Here is a 19406-nt window from a genome sequence, read left to right on the forward strand (position 1 = left end):
GTAATTGAATGCCGATCTACGCTTACCGCTGCGACGACTGTGGCTTTGCCAAGGATGTTTTGCAGAAGATGTCCGATCCGGTCCTGACCGATTGCCCTACTTGCGGCAAGGCAACCTTCAAGAAGCAGCTGACCGCTGCCGGTTTCCAGCTGAAGGGAACGGGCTGGTACGCCACCGATTTCCGCGGCGGCACGCCGCCAGCCACCGGCGTGGCCACCGGGCCTGCCGACGCCAAGGCGGACGCCAAGTCCGACAGTACGGCCGCCGCACCGGCAGCCGCGCCGGCCAGCCCCACCACCCCGGCCTGACCCAATGCGCAAATACTTCATTACCGGCCTGCTGATCCTGGTCCCCATCGCGATTACCGCGTGGGTGCTGAACCTCGTCATCAGCACCATGGACCAGTCGCTGCTGCTGGTGCCCGAGCGCTACCGCCCGCTGGCCCTGTTCGGCTTCGACATTCCCGGCCTGGGCACGATCTTGACCGTGCTGATCGTGTTCGTCACCGGCCTGCTGACCAACAACCTGGTTGGCAACTACATCGTGCGCATGTGGGAAAAGTTGCTGCACCGCATTCCGGTGGTCAGCTCGCTGTACGGCAGCGTCAAGCAGGTGTCGGACACGCTGTTTTCCTCGTCCGGCAACGCCTTCCGCAAGGCCGTGCTGATCCCGTACCCGCACCAGGATTCGCGCACCATCGCCTTCCTGACCGGCGTGCCCGGCGGCGACGTGAAAAACCACCTGGAGGGCGAGTACGTCAGCGTGTACGTGCCCACCACGCCGAACCCGACCTCGGGATTTTTCCTGATGTTGGCCAAGAAAGATGTCATCGAGCTCGATATGAGCGTCGATGCCGCCCTGAAATACATCGTTTCCATGGGCGTGGTTGCGCCCGAATGAACCAAATTAACCTGAACTGAGAAATAACCATGTCTATGCGCACTCACTACTGCGGCCTCACCACTGAAGCCCAGCTCGGCCAAACCGTCAGCCTGTGCGGTTGGGTACACCGTCGCCGCGACCACGGCGGCGTGATTTTCATCGACCTGCGCGACCGCGAAGGCCTGGTTCAGATCGTCTGCAACCCCGAGCAGGCTGAAGTCTTCAAGGCGGCCGAGTCCGTGCGCAACGAGTTCTGCCTGCGCGTGACCGGCGTGGTCAAGGACCGCCTGGCCGGCACCATCAACAACAACCTGAAGTCGGGCAAGATCGAAGTGATCTGCTCCGCGCTGGAAGTGCTGAACGCCTCCGTGGCAGTTCCGTTCCAGCTGGACGACGACAACCTGTCCGAAACCACCCGCCTGACCCACCGCGTGCTGGACCTGCGCCGCCCGCAGATGCAGAACAACCTGCGCCTGCGCTACAAGGTGACGATGGAAGTGCGCAAATACCTGGACGCGCTGGGCTTCATCGACATCGAAACCCCGATGCTGACCAAGTCCACCCCGGAAGGCGCACGCGACTACCTGGTGCCGTCGCGCGTCAACGCCGGCAACTTCTTCGCGCTGCCGCAGTCGCCGCAGCTGTTCAAGCAGCTGCTGATGGTGGCCAACTTCGACCGCTACTACCAAATCACCAAGTGCTTCCGCGACGAAGACCTGCGCGCCGACCGCCAGCCTGAATTCACCCAGATCGACTGCGAAACCTCCTTCCTGACCGAGCAGGAGATCCGCGACCTGTTCGAAGACATGATCCGCCTGGTGTTCAAGAACACCATGGAAGTGGACCTGCCGAACCCGTTCCCGGTGATGAACTTCTCCGAAGCCATGGGCAAGTACGGTTCGGACAAGCCGGACATGCGCGTCAAGCTGGAATTCACGGAACTGACCGACGTCGTGAAAAACGTCGAGTTCAAGATCTTCAACGCCGCCGCCAACATGCCTAACGGCCGCGTGGTCGGCATGCGCGTGCCGCAAGGCGGCTCGATGCCGCGTTCGGAAATCGACGCCTACACCCAGTTCGTGGCCATCTACGGCGCCAAGGGCCTGGCCTACATCAAGGTCAACGAGAAAGCGAAAGGCCGCGACGGCCTGCAATCGCCTATCGTCAAGACCATCGACGACGCCACCCTGGCCAAGATCCTGGAACTGACGGGCGCGCAGGACGGCGACCTGATCTTCTTCGGCGCCGACAAGGCGAAAGTGGTGAACGACGCCATCGGCGCGCTGCGCGTGAAGATCGGCCACTCCGAGTTCGGCAAGAAAGCCGGCCTGTTCGACGACGTCTGGTCGCCGCTGTGGGTGATCGACTTCCCGATGTTCGAATACGACGAAGAGTCGGACCGCTGGACCGCGACCCACCACCCGTTCACCGCGCCGAAGGACGGCCACGAGGACATGCTGGAAACCAATCCGGGCGCCTGCATCGCCAAGGCCTACGACATGGTGCTGAACGGCTGGGAACTGGGCGGCGGTTCGATCCGTATCCACCGCGAAGAAGTGCAGTCCAAGGTGTTCCGCGCGCTGAAGATCGACGCCGACGAAGCGCGCCTGAAGTTCGGCTTCCTGCTCGACGCGCTGCAATACGGCGCGCCGCCGCATGGCGGCCTGGCCTTCGGCCTGGACCGTATCGTGACCCTGATGACCAAGTCCGATTCGATCCGCGACGTGATCGCCTTCCCGAAAACCCAGCGCGCGCAAGACCTGCTGACCCACGCACCGTCGGAAGTGGACGAGAAGCAGCTCAAAGAGCTGCACATCCGCCTGCGCACCGCCGAGCCGAAAGTCGCCGGCTAAGGCAGCAATGGAAAAGGCGCCGCGGCGCCTTTTCTTTTATCGTCACTATGAAGCCATACAAGATACCCGAGTCGGTGCTGGTGGTGATCCACACGGCCGACCTGCAAGTGCTGCTGATCGAGCGGGCCGGCAATCCCGGCTTCTGGCAATCCGTCACCGGCTCGCTGGACGCGCCGGACGAGCCGCTGCTCACCACCGCCACGCGCGAGCTGTTCGAGGAAACCGGCATCGTCGCCGACGGCGAGACCATCGTGCTGCGCGACTGGCAGCTGTCCAACATCTACGAAATCTACCCCGTCTGGCGCCACCGCTACGCCCCCGGCGTGACGCAAAACACCGAGCACGTGTTCAGCGTGGAAGTGCCGCGCGACATCCCCATCCTGCTCAGCCCGCGCGAGCACACGCAATACGTGTGGCTGCCCTACCTGGAAGCGGCCGACCAGTGTTTCTCCTCCTCCAACGCCGAAGCCATCCTGCAGCTGCCGCGCCAGCTCGCCTCGCTGCGCGGCGCCTGAGCCGTCCGGCGCGCCGGGGCGTCTGTACCATACCGCACATAGTCGCTACCGCACAATAGCCGTGCGGCAAGCGGACTGTTGGGAGTAGAATCATTCCCATGAAAATCCGAGTCGCCACCTATAACATCCACAAGGGCATGTCTTACCGCAGCCAGCCGCGCGTACATGCGCTCAAGCAGGCCATCGGCAAGTTCGACGCGGACGTGGTGTTCCTGCAGGAAGTGCAGGGCAAGCACGACCGCATTGCCGAGAAGTTCGGGGAAGAGACCAATGGCCACCGCCACTGGCCCACCACGGCGCAGCACGAGTTCTTCGGCGACGGCCGCCACTCCGTGTACGGCATGAACGCCAAATACGACCACGGCCACCACGGCAACGCGCTGCTGAGCAACTTCCCCATCGCCAAGTGGACCAATACCGACATCTCGGACCACGCCTACGAGGCGCGCGGCATCCTGCACTGCATTATCGACACGCCGGAGACGCCGGTGCACTGCTATGTGGTGCACCTGGGCCTGTTCGAGGCGGGCCGCACGCGCCAGACGCAGGCGCTGATCGACGCGGTCAAGGAAACCGCACCCGACAACGAGCCGGTCATCATCGCCGGCGATTTCAACGACTGGCGCAACACCCTGAGCGCCACACTGCGCAAGGCACTGGGAGTGGTCGAGGTCTTCGATGAGATCCGCCCGCCCTCCGCGCTGGGCGACCTGGTCCGTACTCTGGCGCGGCGCAAGGCGGCCCTGCATCCGGCCCGCACCTTCCCGGCCGCCTTGCCCGTGTTCCGGCTGGACCGCATCTATGTGCGCGGCTTCAGCGTCGAGGCCGCGCAGGTGCTGCACGGCCCCGAGTGGGCACGATTGTCGGACCACTCTCCCATCGTGGCGACACTGGGGTTAAACTGACGCCGTATGCGCTCAGTCAATTTCATCGCCGACAACGAAGTCAAGCTCCTGCATTGCGGTACCGACTACTTCCCGGCCCTGCGGGAAGCGATCGACGCGGCGCAGTACGAGATCTATTTTGAAACCTACATCTTCGCCGGCGACCAGACCGGCCAGTCCGTGCTGGGCGCGCTGGTGCGGGCCGCCGAACGCGGCGTGGCAGTGCGCATGATCACCGACTGGTTCGGCACCGGCCACCGCCAGGTCAGCCGCATGCACGAGCAGCTGCTGGCGGCCGGCGTCGAACACCGCATCTTCAATCCCTGGTTCCGGCGCGGCGTCACGCGCACGCACCGCAAGATCTGCGTGGTGGACCGCGAAATCGCCTTCGTGGGCGGCATCAACATCAACGACGACATGTTCTGCGACACCAAGCCGGACGTGTGCCTGGCCGCGCCGCGCTGGGACTTCGCGGTGGCCGTGCGCGGCCCGCTGGTGGCGTCCATCCAGCAGGAAGCGCAGACGCAGTGGCAGCGCCTGGGCAAGATGAGCATCATCAAGCGCATCGGCCTGTTCAATGAAATGCGCAGGGTCAACAAGATCGCGCGCCAGAGCACGGTGCAAGCCGGCTTCGTGGTGCGCGACAACCTGCGCAACCGCGCCACCATCCAGCGCGCCTACCTGCAGGCGCTGGGCCGCGCGCGCAAGAGCGTGCTGATTGCCAACCCGTATTTCGCCCCCGGCCGCAAATTCCGCCACGCGCTGGCGCGCGCCGCCCAGCGCGGCGTGGAAGTGGTGCTGCTGATCGGCGTGGGCGAAATCTGGCTGCAGGACGCGGTGGCCCATTCCTTCTACCCCAAGCTGCTGGCGGCCGGCGTCAAGGTGGTGGAGTACCGCAAGACCCAGCTGCACGCCAAGGTGGCCGTCATCGACGACGACTGGGCCACGGTCGGCTCCAGCAATGTGGACGGCCTGAGCCTGTTCCTGAACCAGGAAGCGAACGTGGTCATCAAGGACGCCGACTTCGCGCGCAGCCTGCGCGAGCACATCGAGCGCGGCATCGCCGACGGCGTGGTGATCCACGCCGAAGACTTCGCCCACGTGGGCCGGGTGCGCCGCATCGGCTACGAAGTGGCTTTCGTCTTCTACAAACTGCTGATGAGAATTTTTGCCGTAGGAAAATACGCTTGATGGACACTGTACGCATCGACAAATGGCTGTGGGCGGCCCGCTTCTTCAAGACCCGTTCGCTGGCCTCCGACGCGGTCGAGACCGGCAAAGTGAAACTGGACGGCGGGCGCATCAAGCCCGCGCGCGCGGTGCGGGTGGGCGACAAGCTGGCCATCGACAACGGCTCGGACGAATGGGAAGTGCGGGTGTTGGGGATTTCAGACAAGCGCGGCGGCGCCCCCGTGGCGCGCCTGCTGTACCAGGAAACCGAGGGCAGCGTGGCGCGCCGCGCTGCGGAGCACGAACGCCGCAAACTGTTCCACGAACCCGGCGCCGACCTCAAAGGCCGCCCCACCAAGCGCGACCGCCGCCAACTGGGCCGTTTCCACGACGAATAATCCCAAACAGGCCCGGAAATGGGGTCAGGGTTAGTTTTCCGCACAGCGGAATATTAACCCTGACCCCATTTTTCGTGCTGCACTGCATCAATAGAACGCCGCCTCTAACGAAGGCGTTTGACATTTACCCTTGCGTGGATAATAGTACGAGCGTTCGCAATTCTTTTCACACGAAGAAAATCCAGGTGGGAGAAAATAGAACTCCCCTGACTGGATTACTACTTTGAGTGGCAACTATTAATACTTCAATCAAATTTATGCGCAAGGGCGAACTGACCCGCGCAGCCATCCTGGATATGGCGCTGGAGCTGGCCAGCCGGGACGGTCTGGAAGGCCTGACGATCGGCTTGCTTGCGGACAAGATGAACATGAGCAAGTCGGGCGTGTTCGCCCACTTCGGTTCGCGCGAGGACTTGCAGCTGGAAGTGCTGAAACTGTATCACCACCGTTTCGAGCAGGAAGTGTTCTTCCCCAGCATCAAGGAGCCGCGCGGCCTGCCGCGTCTGCGCGCGATGTTTGCGCGCTGGATCTCGCGCGTGAGCGAGGAGATCGCCTCGGGCTGCATCTACATCAGCGGCGCCGTCGAATACGACGACCGCCCCGGCCCGATCCGCGAGGAACTGGTGGGCATGGTGACTGCCTGGCAGAGCGCGCTGTTGCGCAGTGTGCAGCAAGCCATCGACACGGGCGACCTGAAGCAGGATACCGACGCGCAGCAGCTGGTGTACGAGATGTACGGCCTGATCCTGGCGGTGCATCACGACGCGCGCTTCCTGCGCACGCCGGGCAGCGTGGAACGGGCGCGCATCGGCTTCAACCGCTTGATTGAAAACTACCGCACCTAGCCCAGGCTGGGTGCGAGGAATGCACGAGCAGCCGCGGTCCGCCGCAGCGCTTTTACTAATTTAGCTTACTTTTTAGTTTGCGCCATCAGGAGAAAATCATGGGTCAATACGTCGCACCAATCCGGGACATGCAATTCGTGCTGCACGAGTTCTTGAAGGTTGAAGAGCAGCTGAAAGAACTGCCGGCCCACGCGGAAACCGACGCCGACATCATCAACGCCGTGCTCGACGAAGGCGCGAAGTTCACCTCGGAAGTGCTGTTCCCGCTGAACCACTCGGGCGACCGCGAAGGCTGCACCCATGATCCGGTCAACAAGACCGTGACCACTCCCAAAGGCTTCAAGGAAGCCTACAAGCAGTACGTTGAAGGCGGCTGGGCCGCGCTGGCCTGCGATCCGGAATTCGGCGGCCAGGGCCTGCCGGTCGTGCTGAACAACTCCTTCTACGAGATGCTGAACTCGTCGAACCAGGCCTGGACCATGTACCCCGGCCTGTCGCACGGCGCCTACGAGTGCCTGAAGGAACACGGCACCGACGAACAGAAGCGCCTGTACCTGCCCAAGCTGGTCTCCGGCGAATGGACCGGCACCATGTGCCTGACCGAGCCGCACTGCGGCACCGATCTGGGCCTGCTGCGCTCGAAAGCCATCCCCGAGGCGGACGGTTCCTGGACCATCACCGGCAACAAGATCTTCATCTCGGCCGGCGAGCACGACATGTCCGACAACATCCTGCACCTGGTGCTGGCCCGCGTGCCGGACGCGCCGGAAGGCTCGAAGGGCATCTCGCTGTTCCTGGTGCCGAAGTTCCTGCCGAACGCGGACGGCACCGTCGGCGCGCGCAACCCGATCACCTGCGGCGCCATCGAAGAGAAGATGGGCATCCACGGCAACTCCACCTGCCAGATGAACCTGGACGGCGCCAAGGGCTGGATCATCGGCCAGCCGAACAAGGGCCTGAACGCCATGTTCGTGTTCATGAACGCGGCCCGCCTGGGCGTGGGCATGCAGTCGCTGGGCCTGACCGAGATCGCCTACCAGAACGCGCTGACCTACGCCAAGGACCGCATCCAGATGCGCTCCCTGTCGGGCGTCAAGGCACCGGACAAGGCCGCCGACCCTATCATCGTGCACCCGGACGTGCGCCGCATGCTGCTCACCGCCAAGGCCTACGCCGAAGGCGCGCGCGCCTTCACCTCCTACATCGCGCTGCAGATCGACCGCGAACTGAACCACCCTGACGAGGAAGTGCGCAAGGAGTGCGCCGACGAAGTGGCGCTGCTGACCCCTATCGTCAAGGCCTTCATCACCGACAACGGCTGGATCGCCACTTCGGAAGCGATGCAGGTGTACGGCGGCCACGGCTACATCTCCGAGTGGGGCATGGAGCAGTACGTGCGCGACGCGCGCATCAACCTGATCTACGAAGGCACCAACACCATCCAGTCGCTGGACCTGCTGGGCCGCAAGATCCTGATGGACAACGGCGCCAAGCTGCGCAAGTTCGGCGACAAGATCCGCGCCTTCGTGGAAGAAAACGGCACCGATGAAGCGATGTCCGAGTTCATCACCCCGCTGGGCGACCTGGGCGAAAAAGTCGGCAAGCTGACCATGGAAATCGGCATGAAGGCCTTCCAGAACCAGGACGAAGTGGGCGCGGCCGCCGTGCCTTACCTGCGCGTGGTGGGCCACCTGGTGTACAGCTACTTCTTCGCGCAGATGGCCAAGATCGCGCTGGAAAAGCAGGACTCCGGCGACAACTTCTACAAAGCCAAGCTGGCCACGGCGCGCTTCTACTTCGCCCGCCTGCAGCCGGAAACGGCAACCCTGATCCGCCAGGCGCGCTCCGGCGCCGCCAGCCTGATGGCGCTCGACGCCGACCTGTTCTAAGAGCTTAGAGGACCGATATGACCAATTTCACCGTTAAAAAAGTAGCCGTGCTGGGCGCCGGCGTCATGGGCGCGCAGATCGCCGCCCACTGCGTCAACGCCAAAGTGCCTGTGGTGCTGTTCGACCTGCCTGGAAAAGAGGGAACGCCTAAAAATGGCATCGTCCTGCGCGCCATCGAGAACCTGAAGAAGATGTCGCCGGCGCCGTTCGGCGACAAGGCCGACGCGGAACTGATCCAGGTGGCCAACTACGAAGACAACCTGGACCTGCTGGCCGGCTGCGACCTGATCATCGAAGCCATCGCCGAGCGCATGGACTGGAAGCACGATCTGTACAAGAAGGTCGCGCCGCACATCGCCGCCAACACCATCTTCGCCTCCAACACCTCGGGCCTGTCGATCAACAAGCTGGCCGAAGGCTTCGACGCGGACCTGAAGGCGCGCTTCTGCGGCGTGCACTTCTTCAATCCGCCGCGCTATATGCACCTGGTGGAACTGATCCCGACCACCGACACCAAGCCGGAAATCCTGGACCAGCTGGAAACCTTCCTGACCTCGGCCCTGGGCAAGGGCGTGGTACGCGCCAAGGACACGCCTAACTTCATCGCCAACCGCGTGGGCGTGTTCGGCATGATGGCTACCATCCACGAAGCCGAAAAATTCGGCCTGACCGTGGACGTGGTGGACGACCTGACCGGCTCCAAGCTGGGCCGCGCCAGTTCCGGCACCTTCCGCACCGCGGACGTGGTGGGCCTGGACACCATGGGTCACGTGATCAAGACCATGCAGGACTACCTGCCGAACGATCCGTTTGCCACTATCTACAAGACGCCTGAAGTACTGAGCAAGCTGGTGGAAAAAGGCACGCTGGGTTCCAAAACCGGCGCCGGCTTCTACAAGAAGGTCGGCAAGGACATCATGCGCCTGGACTTCGCCACCGGCGAATACGTGGCAGGCGGCGCCAAGGCTGCCGACATCATCGCCCGCATCCTGAAGGAAAAGGACCCGGTCAAGAAGATGAAGGCGCTGCGCGAATCGACCAACCCGCAAGGCCAGTTCCTGTGGGCGATCTTCCGCGACATGTTCCACTACATCGCCGTGCACATGAAGGACATCGCCGACAACGCGCGCGACATCGACTTCGCGCTGCGCTGGGGCTTCGGCTGGAAATCCGGCCCGTTCGAAACCTGGCAAGCCGCAGGCTGGTCGCAGATCGCCGAGTGGGTGAAAGCCGACATCGACGCCGGCCAGGCACTGTGCAGCGAACCGCTGCCGGCATGGGTATTCGAAGGCCAGGTGGCGGAGAAGGGTGTGCACACCCCTGAAGGCTCCTACTCGGCAGCATCGAACGGCTACGTGCCGCGCTCGACGCTGGACGTGTACAAGCGCCAGGAATTCCGCGCCGGCCTGTTCGGCAGCGGCGCCATCGACGGCACCAAGGCCGGCACCACCGTGTTCGAGGACGACTCGGTGCGCCTGTGGCACTCCGGCGACGAAGTGCTGGTGATCTCGCTCAAGACCAAGATGCACGTGATCGGCGACGGCGTGATCAAGGGCCTGAAAATGGGCCTGGAAGAAGCCGGCAAGAACTTCAAGGGCCTGGTGATCTGGAGCGCGGACGCGGCCGACGGCGGCGCGTTCTCGGCCGGCGCCGACCTGCAATCGGCACTGCCTGCGTTCATGCAGGGCGGCGCCAAGGCAGTGGACCCTATCATCAAGGAACTGCAGGACACTTTCCAGGCCATGAAGTACTCCAACGTGCCGGTAGTGGCTGCAGTGGCGGGCCTGGCTCTGGGCGGCGGCTGCGAAATGGCGCTGCACGCATCGAAGCGCGTGGCCTCGATCGAGTCCTACATCGGCCTGGTGGAAGTGGGCGTGGGCCTGATTCCTGCCGGCGGCGGCCTGAAAGAGGCGGCGGTACGCGCCTTCAAGGAAGCCAAGGGCAACGACATTCTGCAATTCCTGAAGACCGGCTTCACCAACGCCGCCACCGCGCAGGTATCGAAGTCCGCGCTGGAAGCGAAGGCCATGGGCTACCTGAAGGAAGACGACGTGATCGTGTTCAACCCGTACGAACTGCTGCACGTGGCCAAGGTGACCGCGCGCGCCATGTTCGACGCGGGCTACCGCGCACCTATCCAGCGTCCGGTGACCGTGACCGGCCGCTACGGCTGGGCCACCATCAAGGGCCAGCTGGTGAACATGCGCGACGGCGGCTTCATCTCCGCGCACGACTTCAAGCTGGGCGACATGATTGCTGAAATCGTCTCCGGCGGCGATATCGACCAGGGCAGCGTGGTGAGCGAGCAGTGGCTGCTGGACATGGAACGCAAGGCTTTCCTGGAGCTGCTGAACCATCCGAAGTCGCAAGAGCGCATCATGGGCATGCTGCAAACCGGTAAGCCGGTGCGCAACTAAGCAGCCCCGATGTCCTTCCTGTCACTGGCCTTCAAAGTCCTGTTGAAAGTGAAACCGAGCATGGTTTATGACCGCATCAAGCAGCAAATGATGGATACCCTGCCGATGGTGCGGCTGCTCGGCATCCGCATCGACAGCATCGGCAGCGGCACCTCCGAGGTGTCCATGCCGGACGACGCGAAGCTGCACAACCACCTCGGCACGCCGCACGCCGGCGCCCTGTTCACGCTGGCCGAAACGGCTTCCGGCGCGGCCATGGCGGGCGGCTTCGCCGAGCTGATTGCGGACATGCGGCCGGTGGCCAAGGAGTCGCGCATCCAGTACCAGAAGCTGGCCAAGGGCGCCACGCGCGCCAGCGGCCGCGTGCCCGGCGACCTGGCCGCGCTCAAGGCGCAGCTGGCGGCGGACGGCAAGGTGGCCTTCCCGGTGGATGTGGACATCCACGACGAGCACGGCACGCTGGCGGCGCAAGTACAGGTGGACTGGTATCTCTCGGCTAAACGATAGACGGCTAATCGATCACACAATATTCGAAAGCAGAAAATGAGCAAACAACTTCAAGACGCATACATCGTCGCAGCGACCCGCACCCCGATCGGCAAGGCGCCGCGCGGCATGTTCAACAAGACCCGCCCGGACGACCTGCTGGTCGCCGCCATCAAGGGCGCCATGGCCGCCGTGCCCGGCCTGGACCCGGCGCTGATCGTCGACGCCATCATCGGCTGCTCCTTCCCGGAAGCCGAGCAGGGCTTCAACATCGCCCGTAACTCCGTGGTGCTGGCGGGCCTGCCGAACACCGTGGGCGGCGTCACCGTGAACCGCTACTGCGCCTCGGGCATCACCGCCCTGGCCATGGCGGCCGACCGCATCCGCGTGGGCGAAGCCGACGTGATGATCGCCGGCGGCGTGGAATCGATGTCCATGGTGCCGATGATGGGCCACCACCCGTCGATCAACATGGACACCTTCAAGGACGAGAACATCGGCCTGGCGTACGGCATGGGCCTGACCGCCGAGAAAGTGGCGCAGCAGTGGAAGATCTCGCGCGAAGACCAGGACGCGTTCGGCGTGGAATCGCACCGCAAGGCCATCGCCGCGCAGGAAGCCGGTTTCTTCAAGGACGAAACCACCCCGGTTGAAATCATCACCCGCACCCCGGACCTGCGCACCGGCGAGATCAAGGTCTCCAAGCGCGTGGTGGACAAGGACGAAGGCGCGCGCGCCGACGCCAGCATGGAAACCATGGGCAAGCTGAAGCCGGTCTTCGCCGCCAAGGGCACCGTCACCGCCGCCACTTCGTCGCAGATGTCCGACGGCGCCGGCGCGCTGATCGTGGTGTCGGAAAAAATCCTGCGCGAGCACAACCTGACCCCGCTGGCCAAGTTCTCCTCGTTCGCCGTGCGCGGCGTGCCGCCGGAAATCATGGGCATCGGCCCTAAAGTGGCGATCCCTGCCGCCCTGAAAGCGGCCGGCATCACCCAGGACCAGCTGGACTGGATCGAACTGAACGAAGCGTTCGCAGCGCAAGCACTGGCTGTGATCCGCGACCTGGACCTGGACACCTCCAAGGTCAACCCGATGGGCGGCGCAATCGCCCTGGGCCACCCGCTGGGCGCCACCGGCGCTATCCGCGCCGCCACCGTGGTGCACGCGCTGCGCCGCAACAGCCTCAAATACGGCATGGTCACCATGTGCGTAGGCGCAGGCATGGGCGCGGCTGGTATCATCGAACGCGTATAAGCATCGCTGCATACTAACTGAAGGCGCCGCGGCACAACCCCGGCGCCTTTTTTCATATTAAAACGGAGACCCCTTCATGGATATTCTGAGCAGCAAAGCCAACGGCATCCTCACCATCGAATTCAACCGCCTGGAGCGCAAGAACGCCATCACCACCGTGATGTACCAGGCCATGGCCGACGCCATCAAGGACGCCGAGCAGGACGCCTCGGTGCGCGCCATCCTCATCACCGGCAAGCCGGAGATCTTCACCGCCGGGAACGACCTGGACGACTTCCTGAAGACCGCCAAGCCGGCCGACGGCGCCGCCTTCACCGAGCGTCCCGTGTTCCAGTTCATGCGCGCGCTGAGCGGCACCAGCAAGCCCGTGGTGGCGGCGGTGTCCGGCGCGGCCATCGGCATCGGCACCACCTTGCTGATGCACTGCGACCTGGTGTACGCGGCCGACAGCGCCAAGTTCTCGGTGCCGTTCGCGCAGCTCGGCCTGTGCCCGGAGTTCGGTTCCAGCCTGCTGATGACGCAGGCCGCCGGCCACGCGCGCGCGGCCGAGAAGCTGATGCTGGGCGAGCCTTTCCTGGCACAGGAAGCGTACGACATGGGCATCGTGTCGAAAGTGCTGCCGGCCGCCGAGGTGCTGGCTTACGCGCAAGGCCAGGCCGCCAAGCTGGCCGCGCTGCCCGCCACCTCCGTGCGCAACACCAAGCGCCTGATGAAGGCCGGCCGCGCCAGCGAAGTGCAGGCCGTGATCGAAACCGAAGGCCAGCTGTTCGGCCAGATGCTGCTGGCGCCGGAAGCCAAGGAAGCCTTCACCGCCTTCTTTGAAAAGCGCAAGCCGGACTTCAGCCAGTTCAACTAAGTGGAGCCAAGCCGGCCGGGAAGTGACAATTTGCGTATTTCCCGGCCTTTTTTTTGCCTACTCTGTATGAATCGCCCTAACGTAATGGATGTTTCCTTACGCCTTGGGCCAGCACTTTCCTACGGAGGTGTCCCATGGCAATCTCGATCAATGGCGCCGGCAAGCGCATCGGCTTGACCTTGTCCGGCGGCGGCTTTCGAGCTGCCGCTTTTCATTTGGGCGTGCTGACCGAACTGCAGTCCCGCAAGCTGCTGGATAAGGTAGACCTGATTTCCTGCGTCAGCGGCGGCAGCATCGCCGGCGCCTTTCTCGCCCTGAACTGGCGCGACCCTCAAGTGCTCGAGAAGCTGGACCGCTACCTCGCCACGCGCTCGATCGCGGCCGGCTTGGTCATAGGCGGCGCGCTGGACCCCTTCCATTCGCGGCTCGACAAGCTGGCCGATACCTACGAGCGCGACCTGTTCCATGGCAAAAAGCTGGGCGACCTGTCGGAAGGCCCGCGCATCTACCTGAACAGCACCAATCTCGCCACCGGCAATATGTTCTCCTTCATTGCCGGCGGCAAGGGCAAGAGCGAGCTGGGCGATTATGAGCTGGGCTTTGTCGAGGCCGCCAATTTCCCGATCGCGCGCGCGGTCGCCGCATCGTCGGCCTTTCCGCCCGTTTTTCCGCCGCTGCGGCTGGACGAAAAGGTCTACAAGCATGCGGCCCAGTGCGACTATGTCACGCTCAGCGATGGCGGCCTGTACGACAACCTCGGCGTCAATCCCGGCCTGGCGGCGTTGAACCAGCTCGATTACCTGCTGGTCAGCGACGGCGGCAAGCCGTATTCGATCAAGAGCGAGCCGACCGAATCGGGGGCGCTGGTGCTGAAGGAAGGCCTCGACATCATGATGGAGCAGATCCGGGGCCTGCAGTTCGACCGCATGGAGCACCGCTATAAAGCCATGGCCGGGCCGAAGCCGATGTGGTTCTCCATCGACAGCCACGACGGCGAGCAGGTGCCGGGCGACGCGGTGTTTGCCTCATCCATCGACACCGGCCTGAGGGCGCTCAGGGATGCCGAGCGCGCCGTGCTGGCGCGCCATGGCGCGGCGCTGGTGGCGGCCCGTATCGGGCGCTGGGCGCCGGAACTCGCACAATAGGAGGGACGCCATGTATTCATCGACCAGCAGCCAGGACTACAGCCAGAAGGCGATAGAACAGGGCACCAAGCGGCCGCCTTTCCGCCGCCTGCGCGGCTACGCTTTCGATCCCAGCCTGTCGCTCAAGCTGGATACCGCCGCCATCAACCAGCGCATTTTCAACATCCCGTGGGAAAGCGAATTGCAGCCAGGCCCGCGCGGGGAATACCTGGAAGTGATCGACTTTGATCCGGCCAGCGATTGCTGGTACGAGCCGGTGGACCTCAACGACCCGAACTTGCTGGCGCAGGACGGCCACCCGCCATCCGAGGGCAATCCGCAATTCCACCAGCAGATGGTGTACGCGGTAGCGATGAACACCATCTGCAATTTCGAAAAGGCGCTGGGGCGCCAGGTGCAATGGTCGTCGCGCGAGGACGCCAGCAAGCGCGAGGAATTCGTGCAAACCCTGCGCATCTATCCGCACGCGCTGCGCGCTGCCAACGCCTATTACAGCCCGCAGAAGAAGGCGCTGCTGTTCGGCTATTTCCAGGGCCCGAACGGGATGGTGTTTTCCTGCCTGTCGCAGGACATCGTTACGCACGAAACCACGCACGCGCTGCTCGATGGCATGCACCGCCGCTATATCGGCGACAACCATCCCGATACGCTGGCTTTCCACGAGGCCTTTGCCGACCTGGTCGCCCTGTTCCAGCACTTCACGTTCCCGGAGGTGCTCAAGCACCAGATTTCCCGCACGCGCGGCAACCTGGAAGCGCAGTCGCTGCTCAGCGAGCTGGCCCACGAATTCGGTGTCGCCACCGGCCGCTATGGCGCCTTGCGCAGCGCCATCGGGGACACGGACGACAAAGGCGCGTGGCAGCCGGTGCAGCCCGATCCGGCGCGCCTGGCGCAGGCACTGGAACCCCATGAACGCGGCTCCATCCTGGTGGCGGCCATGTTCTCGGCCTTCCTCGAAATGTACAAGTTGCGCAGCGTCGGCATCGTGTGCCTGGCCAGCTCGGGCACCGGCAAGCTGCCCGACGGCGCCCTGCATCCGGTGCTGGTCGACGAACTGGCGTCGGTGGCAACCAAGACCGCGCGCCATTTCCTGCACATGGCGATCCGCGCGCTGGATTACTGCCCGCCATTCGACATCACCTTTGGCGACTACCTGCGCGCCCTGGTCACGGCCGACTACGACATGGTGCCGAATGACCGCCATGGCTACCGTGTTGCGCTGATCGAATCGTTCCGCCGCTGGGGCATTCTGCCCGACGGCTTGAAGACCCTGTCGGAGGAGCAGCTGCGCTGGCCTTACGCCCGCATCGAACTGGCCGATGGCAGTCCCGATCCGACCAGCGTGCTCACGGCGCTGGCCCTGGAACTGAGCGGCCTGGTGCAGGATTCCCTGTACCAGCGCAAGCGCAGCAAGGTGTATGAAACGCTGTGGCGGGCACGCATCCGCGCGCATGCCTACATCGAGGACATGATGAAGTCCAGCGATACTGTGCGGTGCATGGAATTCATGCGCGTGACGGGGCTGGAACTGCGCCGCAACGGCAAAGTGGAGGGACTGCACTATGACCGCGATGGCCTGCCAAGCTTCGAAGTCCACGCGGTGCAGCCCACCCTGCGCGTCATGCCCGACGGCGACATCCTCAAGCAGCTGATCATCTCGATCACCCAGCGCCGGCGCAAGCTGCCGGCGAACCTGGACAATAAGGCCATGGGCAGTTTCGACTTCCCGGGCGGCTGCACCCTGGTGTTCGACCTGGAAGGCGACGTCCAGGATAGCGGCGGCGTCATCCCGACTTTGCGCTACGCGATCAAGCGTCCGCTGATTGATGACAAGCGCCTCGCCGTGGTGCGCGCGCACCGCAGCATGCGCTACGACACCGGCGTTGCCCTGCGCTCGACATACTTCAACACGGAAGCCGATAGCGCCGAGCCTTTCTGCATGCTTCACTCAAACCACTAAGAAACCACTAAGGTGCTGCCATGAATTCACCTACTGTTCCACTGGCTGCGCGGGCCAAGTCGCGCCCCGGCGCGCCGCTCGGGCAAGCCGCCGCTGCCGCAAGCTCGGGCAAGCAGGCCGCCGCCAGTGCCCGGGTACGCATCCGCCTGTACCGCCATGGCCTGGGCGACTGCATGCTGCTGCGCTTCGCCGGGGAGGACGGCGGCGAGACGTTCAATGTGCTGATCGATTGCGGCCTGATCACGGTCGCCGACAGGCCGAAAGACAAGATGCTGGACGTGGCGAACGACATCCGCGCAGCCTGCAATGGCCGGCTCGACGTGGTGGTGATGACGCACGAACACTGGGACCATGTCTCCGGCTTCCATTCCTCGCAGGCGCGCGACGTGTTCGCCTCGATGGACATCGGCGAAGTCTGGTACGGCTGGACCGAAGACCCGCGCAATGAACTGGGCCAGCGGCTGCGCGCCGAACGTGCCGCCAAGCTGAACGCGCTTGCCACCGCAGTCGCGGTCTTCAAGGATTCCCCTTCGCCCGGCATGAAGGCGCGCGGTACTGAGCTGGGGCGTATGCTGGGCTTTTTCGGCCTCGCAGCAGGCGAGCAGGTGGACGCCGGGAGCCCCAGGATCGGCAAGACGCGCGAGGCCTTCGAATACCTGCAGGGCAAGCAGGACGTGAAAACGCGCTACCTGTCGCCCAGGCAGGCCCCGCGCACACTGGCGGGCGCGCCCAATGTGCGGGTGTATGTCCTTGGGCCGCCGCCGGATGAGGGCATGATCAAGCGCAGCGCGCCGACCAGGAAGGGGCGCGAAGTCTACGAGCTGGCTTCGGAGCTGCAGCTGGCAAGCAATCTCGATGCCGCCTTCCTGCGCCTCGGCCCAGGCGGCGGCGACGGCGACAGTTTTGACGATTGCCCCTTCGACCCCGGCTTGCGGCGGGGCATGCGGGCGGGCCAGCGCCATTCGCCGGCACTGGCCAAGCTGTTTGCCGGCGTATGGCAGGCGCCGGGCGACGATTGGCGCAAGATCGAGGAAGACTGGACACAAGCGGCGGAAACGCTGGCGCTGAACCTGGACAGCCACACCAACAATACCTGCCTGGTGCTGGCCTTCGAATTCATCGATACCGGCGAAGTGATGCTGTTCCCGGCGGACGCCCAGGTCGGCAACTGGCTGTCATGGCAAGACTTGCGCTGGAAGGTCGGGGCCGGCGTTGTGACCGGCCCCGAGCTGCTGGCGCGCACCGTGTTCTACAAGGTGGGCCACCATGGCAGCCACAATGCGACGCTGCGCGACAAGGGGCTGGAGCAAATGACGAGCGAAGACCTGATCGCCTTCATTCCCGTGTCGAGAACGGAAGCCCAAAAGAACCGCTGGATGGGCATGCCCTTCAATCCCCTGCTTGAACGGTTGAGGGAGAAGACCTTTGGCCGCCTGCTGGTTGCCGACGAGGCCCGTCCCGGCGATGCCAGCCTGGCCGAGCTGTCGCCCGCTGCGCGCAAGCAGTTCAAGACCAGCGTGGAAGAGCAGGCGCTTTGGTTTGAAATAAGCCTGCGCTAGGGCTGCGCCGCCGGTAGCTTTTGCTTACATTCGCCGCCGCTGTGGACACAGCGATCCGTGCCTGCTTGTCTATAATCGCCTGAACGGCGCGGGATGGAGACGCGGCATGGAGGCCATATGGCGGTGAGTCAATCGGTGTTTGTGGAGCTGGATTTTTTTCTGCTGATCGTACTGTCGCTGTTGCTGCCGGCAGCGATCTACGGCTACATGATGTGGAAGCGCGCCTTGTCGCGGCTGGCGATTTTCGGCTTCGGCATCAGCCTGATCGTGCTGGCGGGCGTGAACGTGGCGGTGCTGCGGCGCCTGGCCGAGCTGACCGCGCACACGCCGTCGCTGCTGGACGACCAGCTGTTCGCCTCCGGCGTATCGCTGGCGCTGTACCTGGTGCCGGCGCTGTTCGCCGGGGTCGGCATCAACATCGTTTCCCACCTGCTGGTGAGCCACCTGACCGAGGCCGAGCGCCGCTACCGGCGCCAGCACCGCAGCGGTCAGTTGAAGCCGTAGCGCGCGCGGATGGCGGCCAGCGCGCCGCTCTGCTCCAGGCGCGCGATGGCCGCATTGATGCGGTTCAGTTCCGCCGGGCTGGTGCTGGCGGCGTTCAGCATCAGGTGCGCCGGCGCGCGGAAGGGCACCCACGGCAGCGCGGCCAGCTGCACGCGCTGGCGTTCCGCCTCGTGGCGCAGCGCGGCGGCGTCGCCCATGATGACTTCGGCCCGGCCTGCCTTGAACATGCGCATGCCTTGCTCATAGCTGCCGAAGGGACTGCGCTTGCCGAGCGCGTCCAGTTCCGGCTGCGCGCGGGCGTAGCTGTCGCCGTACCAGCCGCCGCGCGGCGTGAGCAGCATGATGCGCTGCCTGAGTATGGCGTCGAAGCTGTCCAGGCTGCGGTAGCGCGCGGCGTTGGCGGGCGTGGTGAACAGGCCCACCGTCTCGTTGCGGTAGGGCAGGCTGAAACGGGCGAAGCCGCGCCGCTCGGGCGTGTCCGACGCGCCCAGCGTCAGATCGAGCCTGCCCTGCCTGAATTCCATCTGCCGCCGCAGCGACGGCAGCGCCATCTCCACCTGCAGCGTGCAGCCGGCTTCTTTCAAGATAGCTTGTGCCAGTTCGACATCGAGGCCGGACACGCCGCCGCGTTCATCGATGAAAATATAGGGAGGCCAGGGCTCCGGTGCCGTTTTCAGGGTGCAGGCGTAACCGGGTGCTGCCAGGGACCAGAGTGCCGCTGATAGCAATAAGGTGCGTCCGCTCATGTTTGTGCCGCTTGACGAAAAGTCCCAATGTGCCAGAACGGCT

At 64.2% G+C, this 19406-nt stretch carries 18 protein-coding genes; 17 read left to right on the forward strand and 1 reads right to left on the reverse strand.

Translation table 11 applies throughout. From position 1 onward, the window contains the following. Positions 1-8: 8 nt before the first annotated feature. From ACFJI2_RS29685 to ACFJI2_RS29765, 17 genes are all read left to right on the forward strand, one after another. The gene (locus ACFJI2_RS29685; RefSeq protein WP_377703031.1) at positions 9-308 is read left to right on the forward strand and encodes an FmdB family zinc ribbon protein; all 300 of its coding nucleotides are present in this window, start codon (positions 9-11) and stop codon (positions 306-308) included. Positions 309-312: 4 nt separating this feature from the next. Further along, positions 313-900 (forward strand): DUF502 domain-containing protein, encoded by a 588-nt coding sequence (locus ACFJI2_RS29690; protein ID WP_107875634.1) that lies wholly within the window; start codon positions 313-315, stop codon positions 898-900. Positions 901-929: 29 nt separating this feature from the next. Then, positions 930-2735: an aspartate--tRNA ligase gene (gene aspS, locus ACFJI2_RS29695; RefSeq protein ID WP_377703032.1), complete on the forward strand. Its 1806-nt coding sequence runs from the start codon at positions 930-932 to the stop codon at positions 2733-2735. 47 nt (positions 2736-2782) lie between these two features. Further along, positions 2783-3250: a dihydroneopterin triphosphate diphosphatase gene (nudB, locus tag ACFJI2_RS29700; RefSeq protein ID WP_377703033.1), complete on the forward strand. Its 468-nt coding sequence runs from the start codon at positions 2783-2785 to the stop codon at positions 3248-3250. A 98-nt stretch (positions 3251-3348) separates the two neighbouring features. Next, positions 3349-4155 (forward strand): endonuclease/exonuclease/phosphatase family protein, encoded by an 807-nt coding sequence (locus tag ACFJI2_RS29705; protein ID WP_377703034.1) that lies wholly within the window; start codon positions 3349-3351, stop codon positions 4153-4155. 6 nt (positions 4156-4161) lie between these two features. Next, entirely contained in the window at positions 4162-5325 is a 1164-nt protein-coding gene (gene clsB / locus ACFJI2_RS29710) for a cardiolipin synthase ClsB (protein WP_377703035.1), read from the forward strand. Continuing rightward, entirely contained in the window at positions 5325-5702 is a 378-nt protein-coding gene (locus ACFJI2_RS29715) for an RNA-binding S4 domain-containing protein (RefSeq protein WP_377703036.1), read from the forward strand. Before clsB ends, ACFJI2_RS29715 begins: the two co-directional genes overlap by 1 nt. A 257-nt stretch (positions 5703-5959) precedes the next feature. Continuing rightward, on the forward strand, positions 5960-6547 hold the full coding sequence (locus ACFJI2_RS29720; RefSeq protein WP_107875647.1) for a TetR/AcrR family transcriptional regulator: 588 nt from the start codon (positions 5960-5962) through the stop codon (positions 6545-6547). Positions 6548-6645: 98 nt separating this feature from the next. Beyond that, on the forward strand, positions 6646-8436 hold the full coding sequence (locus tag ACFJI2_RS29725) for an acyl-CoA dehydrogenase C-terminal domain-containing protein (RefSeq protein ID WP_107875649.1): 1791 nt from the start codon (positions 6646-6648) through the stop codon (positions 8434-8436). Positions 8437-8453: 17 nt separating this feature from the next. Next, positions 8454-10853: a 3-hydroxyacyl-CoA dehydrogenase/enoyl-CoA hydratase family protein gene (locus tag ACFJI2_RS29730; RefSeq protein WP_377703037.1), complete on the forward strand. Its 2400-nt coding sequence runs from the start codon at positions 8454-8456 to the stop codon at positions 10851-10853. A 9-nt stretch (positions 10854-10862) separates the two neighbouring features. After that, complete coding sequence (locus tag ACFJI2_RS29735) at positions 10863-11360, forward strand: PaaI family thioesterase (protein WP_228894615.1); 498 nt, start codon at positions 10863-10865, stop codon at positions 11358-11360. A gap of 36 nt (positions 11361-11396) precedes the next feature. Next, a complete protein-coding gene (locus tag ACFJI2_RS29740; RefSeq protein WP_377703038.1) occupies positions 11397-12593 on the forward strand; it encodes an acetyl-CoA C-acyltransferase in 1197 nt (398 codons plus the stop codon). Between the two features lie 76 nt (positions 12594-12669). Further along, the gene (locus ACFJI2_RS29745; protein WP_377703039.1) at positions 12670-13449 is read left to right on the forward strand and encodes an enoyl-CoA hydratase; all 780 of its coding nucleotides are present in this window, start codon (positions 12670-12672) and stop codon (positions 13447-13449) included. A gap of 134 nt (positions 13450-13583) precedes the next feature. Continuing rightward, a complete protein-coding gene (locus ACFJI2_RS29750; RefSeq protein ID WP_377703040.1) occupies positions 13584-14594 on the forward strand; it encodes a patatin-like phospholipase family protein in 1011 nt (336 codons plus the stop codon). A 10-nt stretch (positions 14595-14604) separates the two neighbouring features. Further along, positions 14605-16554, forward strand: coding sequence for a hypothetical protein (locus tag ACFJI2_RS29755; RefSeq protein ID WP_377703041.1), 1950 nt, complete (start codon positions 14605-14607; stop codon positions 16552-16554). A 20-nt stretch (positions 16555-16574) separates the two neighbouring features. Then, complete coding sequence (locus ACFJI2_RS29760) at positions 16575-18113, forward strand: MBL fold metallo-hydrolase (protein WP_377703042.1); 1539 nt, start codon at positions 16575-16577, stop codon at positions 18111-18113. A 117-nt stretch (positions 18114-18230) separates the two neighbouring features. Beyond that, a complete protein-coding gene (locus ACFJI2_RS29765) occupies positions 18231-18617 on the forward strand; it encodes a hypothetical protein (RefSeq protein WP_377703043.1) in 387 nt (128 codons plus the stop codon). Here the strand turns inward: ACFJI2_RS29765 and ACFJI2_RS29770 are convergent. Continuing rightward, entirely contained in the window at positions 18602-19363 is a 762-nt protein-coding gene (locus ACFJI2_RS29770; protein WP_377703044.1) for a substrate-binding periplasmic protein, read from the reverse strand. The two genes, ACFJI2_RS29765 and ACFJI2_RS29770, sit on opposite strands and share 16 nt — an antisense overlap. Positions 19364-19406: the final 43 nt, after the last annotated feature.

Origin of the sequence: Pseudoduganella sp. UC29_71, from assembly GCF_042693265.1 — a bacterium.
GTDB lineage: Bacteria > Pseudomonadota > Gammaproteobacteria > Burkholderiales > Burkholderiaceae_D > Rugamonas.

Bases quoted from the DNA above. Each gene is read 5' to 3' on its own strand.
- ACFJI2_RS29685 (WP_377703031.1), top strand. From the start codon at position 9: ATGCCGATCTACGCTTACCGCTGCGACGACTGTGGCTTTGCCAAGGAT.
- ACFJI2_RS29690 (WP_107875634.1), top strand. From the start codon at position 313: ATGCGCAAATACTTCATTACCGGCCTGCTGATCCTGGTCCCCATCGCG.
- aspS (WP_377703032.1), top strand. From the start codon at position 930: ATGTCTATGCGCACTCACTACTGCGGCCTCACCACTGAAGCCCAGCTC.
- nudB (WP_377703033.1), top strand. From the start codon at position 2,783: ATGAAGCCATACAAGATACCCGAGTCGGTGCTGGTGGTGATCCACACG.
- ACFJI2_RS29705 (WP_377703034.1), top strand. From the start codon at position 3,349: ATGAAAATCCGAGTCGCCACCTATAACATCCACAAGGGCATGTCTTAC.
- clsB (WP_377703035.1), top strand. From the start codon at position 4,162: ATGCGCTCAGTCAATTTCATCGCCGACAACGAAGTCAAGCTCCTGCAT.
- ACFJI2_RS29715 (WP_377703036.1), top strand. From the start codon at position 5,325: ATGGACACTGTACGCATCGACAAATGGCTGTGGGCGGCCCGCTTCTTC.
- ACFJI2_RS29720 (WP_107875647.1), top strand. From the start codon at position 5,960: ATGCGCAAGGGCGAACTGACCCGCGCAGCCATCCTGGATATGGCGCTG.
- ACFJI2_RS29725 (WP_107875649.1), top strand. From the start codon at position 6,646: ATGGGTCAATACGTCGCACCAATCCGGGACATGCAATTCGTGCTGCAC.
- ACFJI2_RS29730 (WP_377703037.1), top strand. From the start codon at position 8,454: ATGACCAATTTCACCGTTAAAAAAGTAGCCGTGCTGGGCGCCGGCGTC.
- ACFJI2_RS29735 (WP_228894615.1), top strand. From the start codon at position 10,863: ATGTCCTTCCTGTCACTGGCCTTCAAAGTCCTGTTGAAAGTGAAACCG.
- ACFJI2_RS29740 (WP_377703038.1), top strand. From the start codon at position 11,397: ATGAGCAAACAACTTCAAGACGCATACATCGTCGCAGCGACCCGCACC.
- ACFJI2_RS29745 (WP_377703039.1), top strand. From the start codon at position 12,670: ATGGATATTCTGAGCAGCAAAGCCAACGGCATCCTCACCATCGAATTC.
- ACFJI2_RS29750 (WP_377703040.1), top strand. From the start codon at position 13,584: ATGGCAATCTCGATCAATGGCGCCGGCAAGCGCATCGGCTTGACCTTG.
- ACFJI2_RS29755 (WP_377703041.1), top strand. From the start codon at position 14,605: ATGTATTCATCGACCAGCAGCCAGGACTACAGCCAGAAGGCGATAGAA.
- ACFJI2_RS29760 (WP_377703042.1), top strand. From the start codon at position 16,575: ATGAATTCACCTACTGTTCCACTGGCTGCGCGGGCCAAGTCGCGCCCC.
- ACFJI2_RS29765 (WP_377703043.1), top strand. From the start codon at position 18,231: ATGGCGGTGAGTCAATCGGTGTTTGTGGAGCTGGATTTTTTTCTGCTG.
- ACFJI2_RS29770 (WP_377703044.1), bottom strand. From the start codon at position 19,363: ATGAGCGGACGCACCTTATTGCTATCAGCGGCACTCTGGTCCCTGGCA.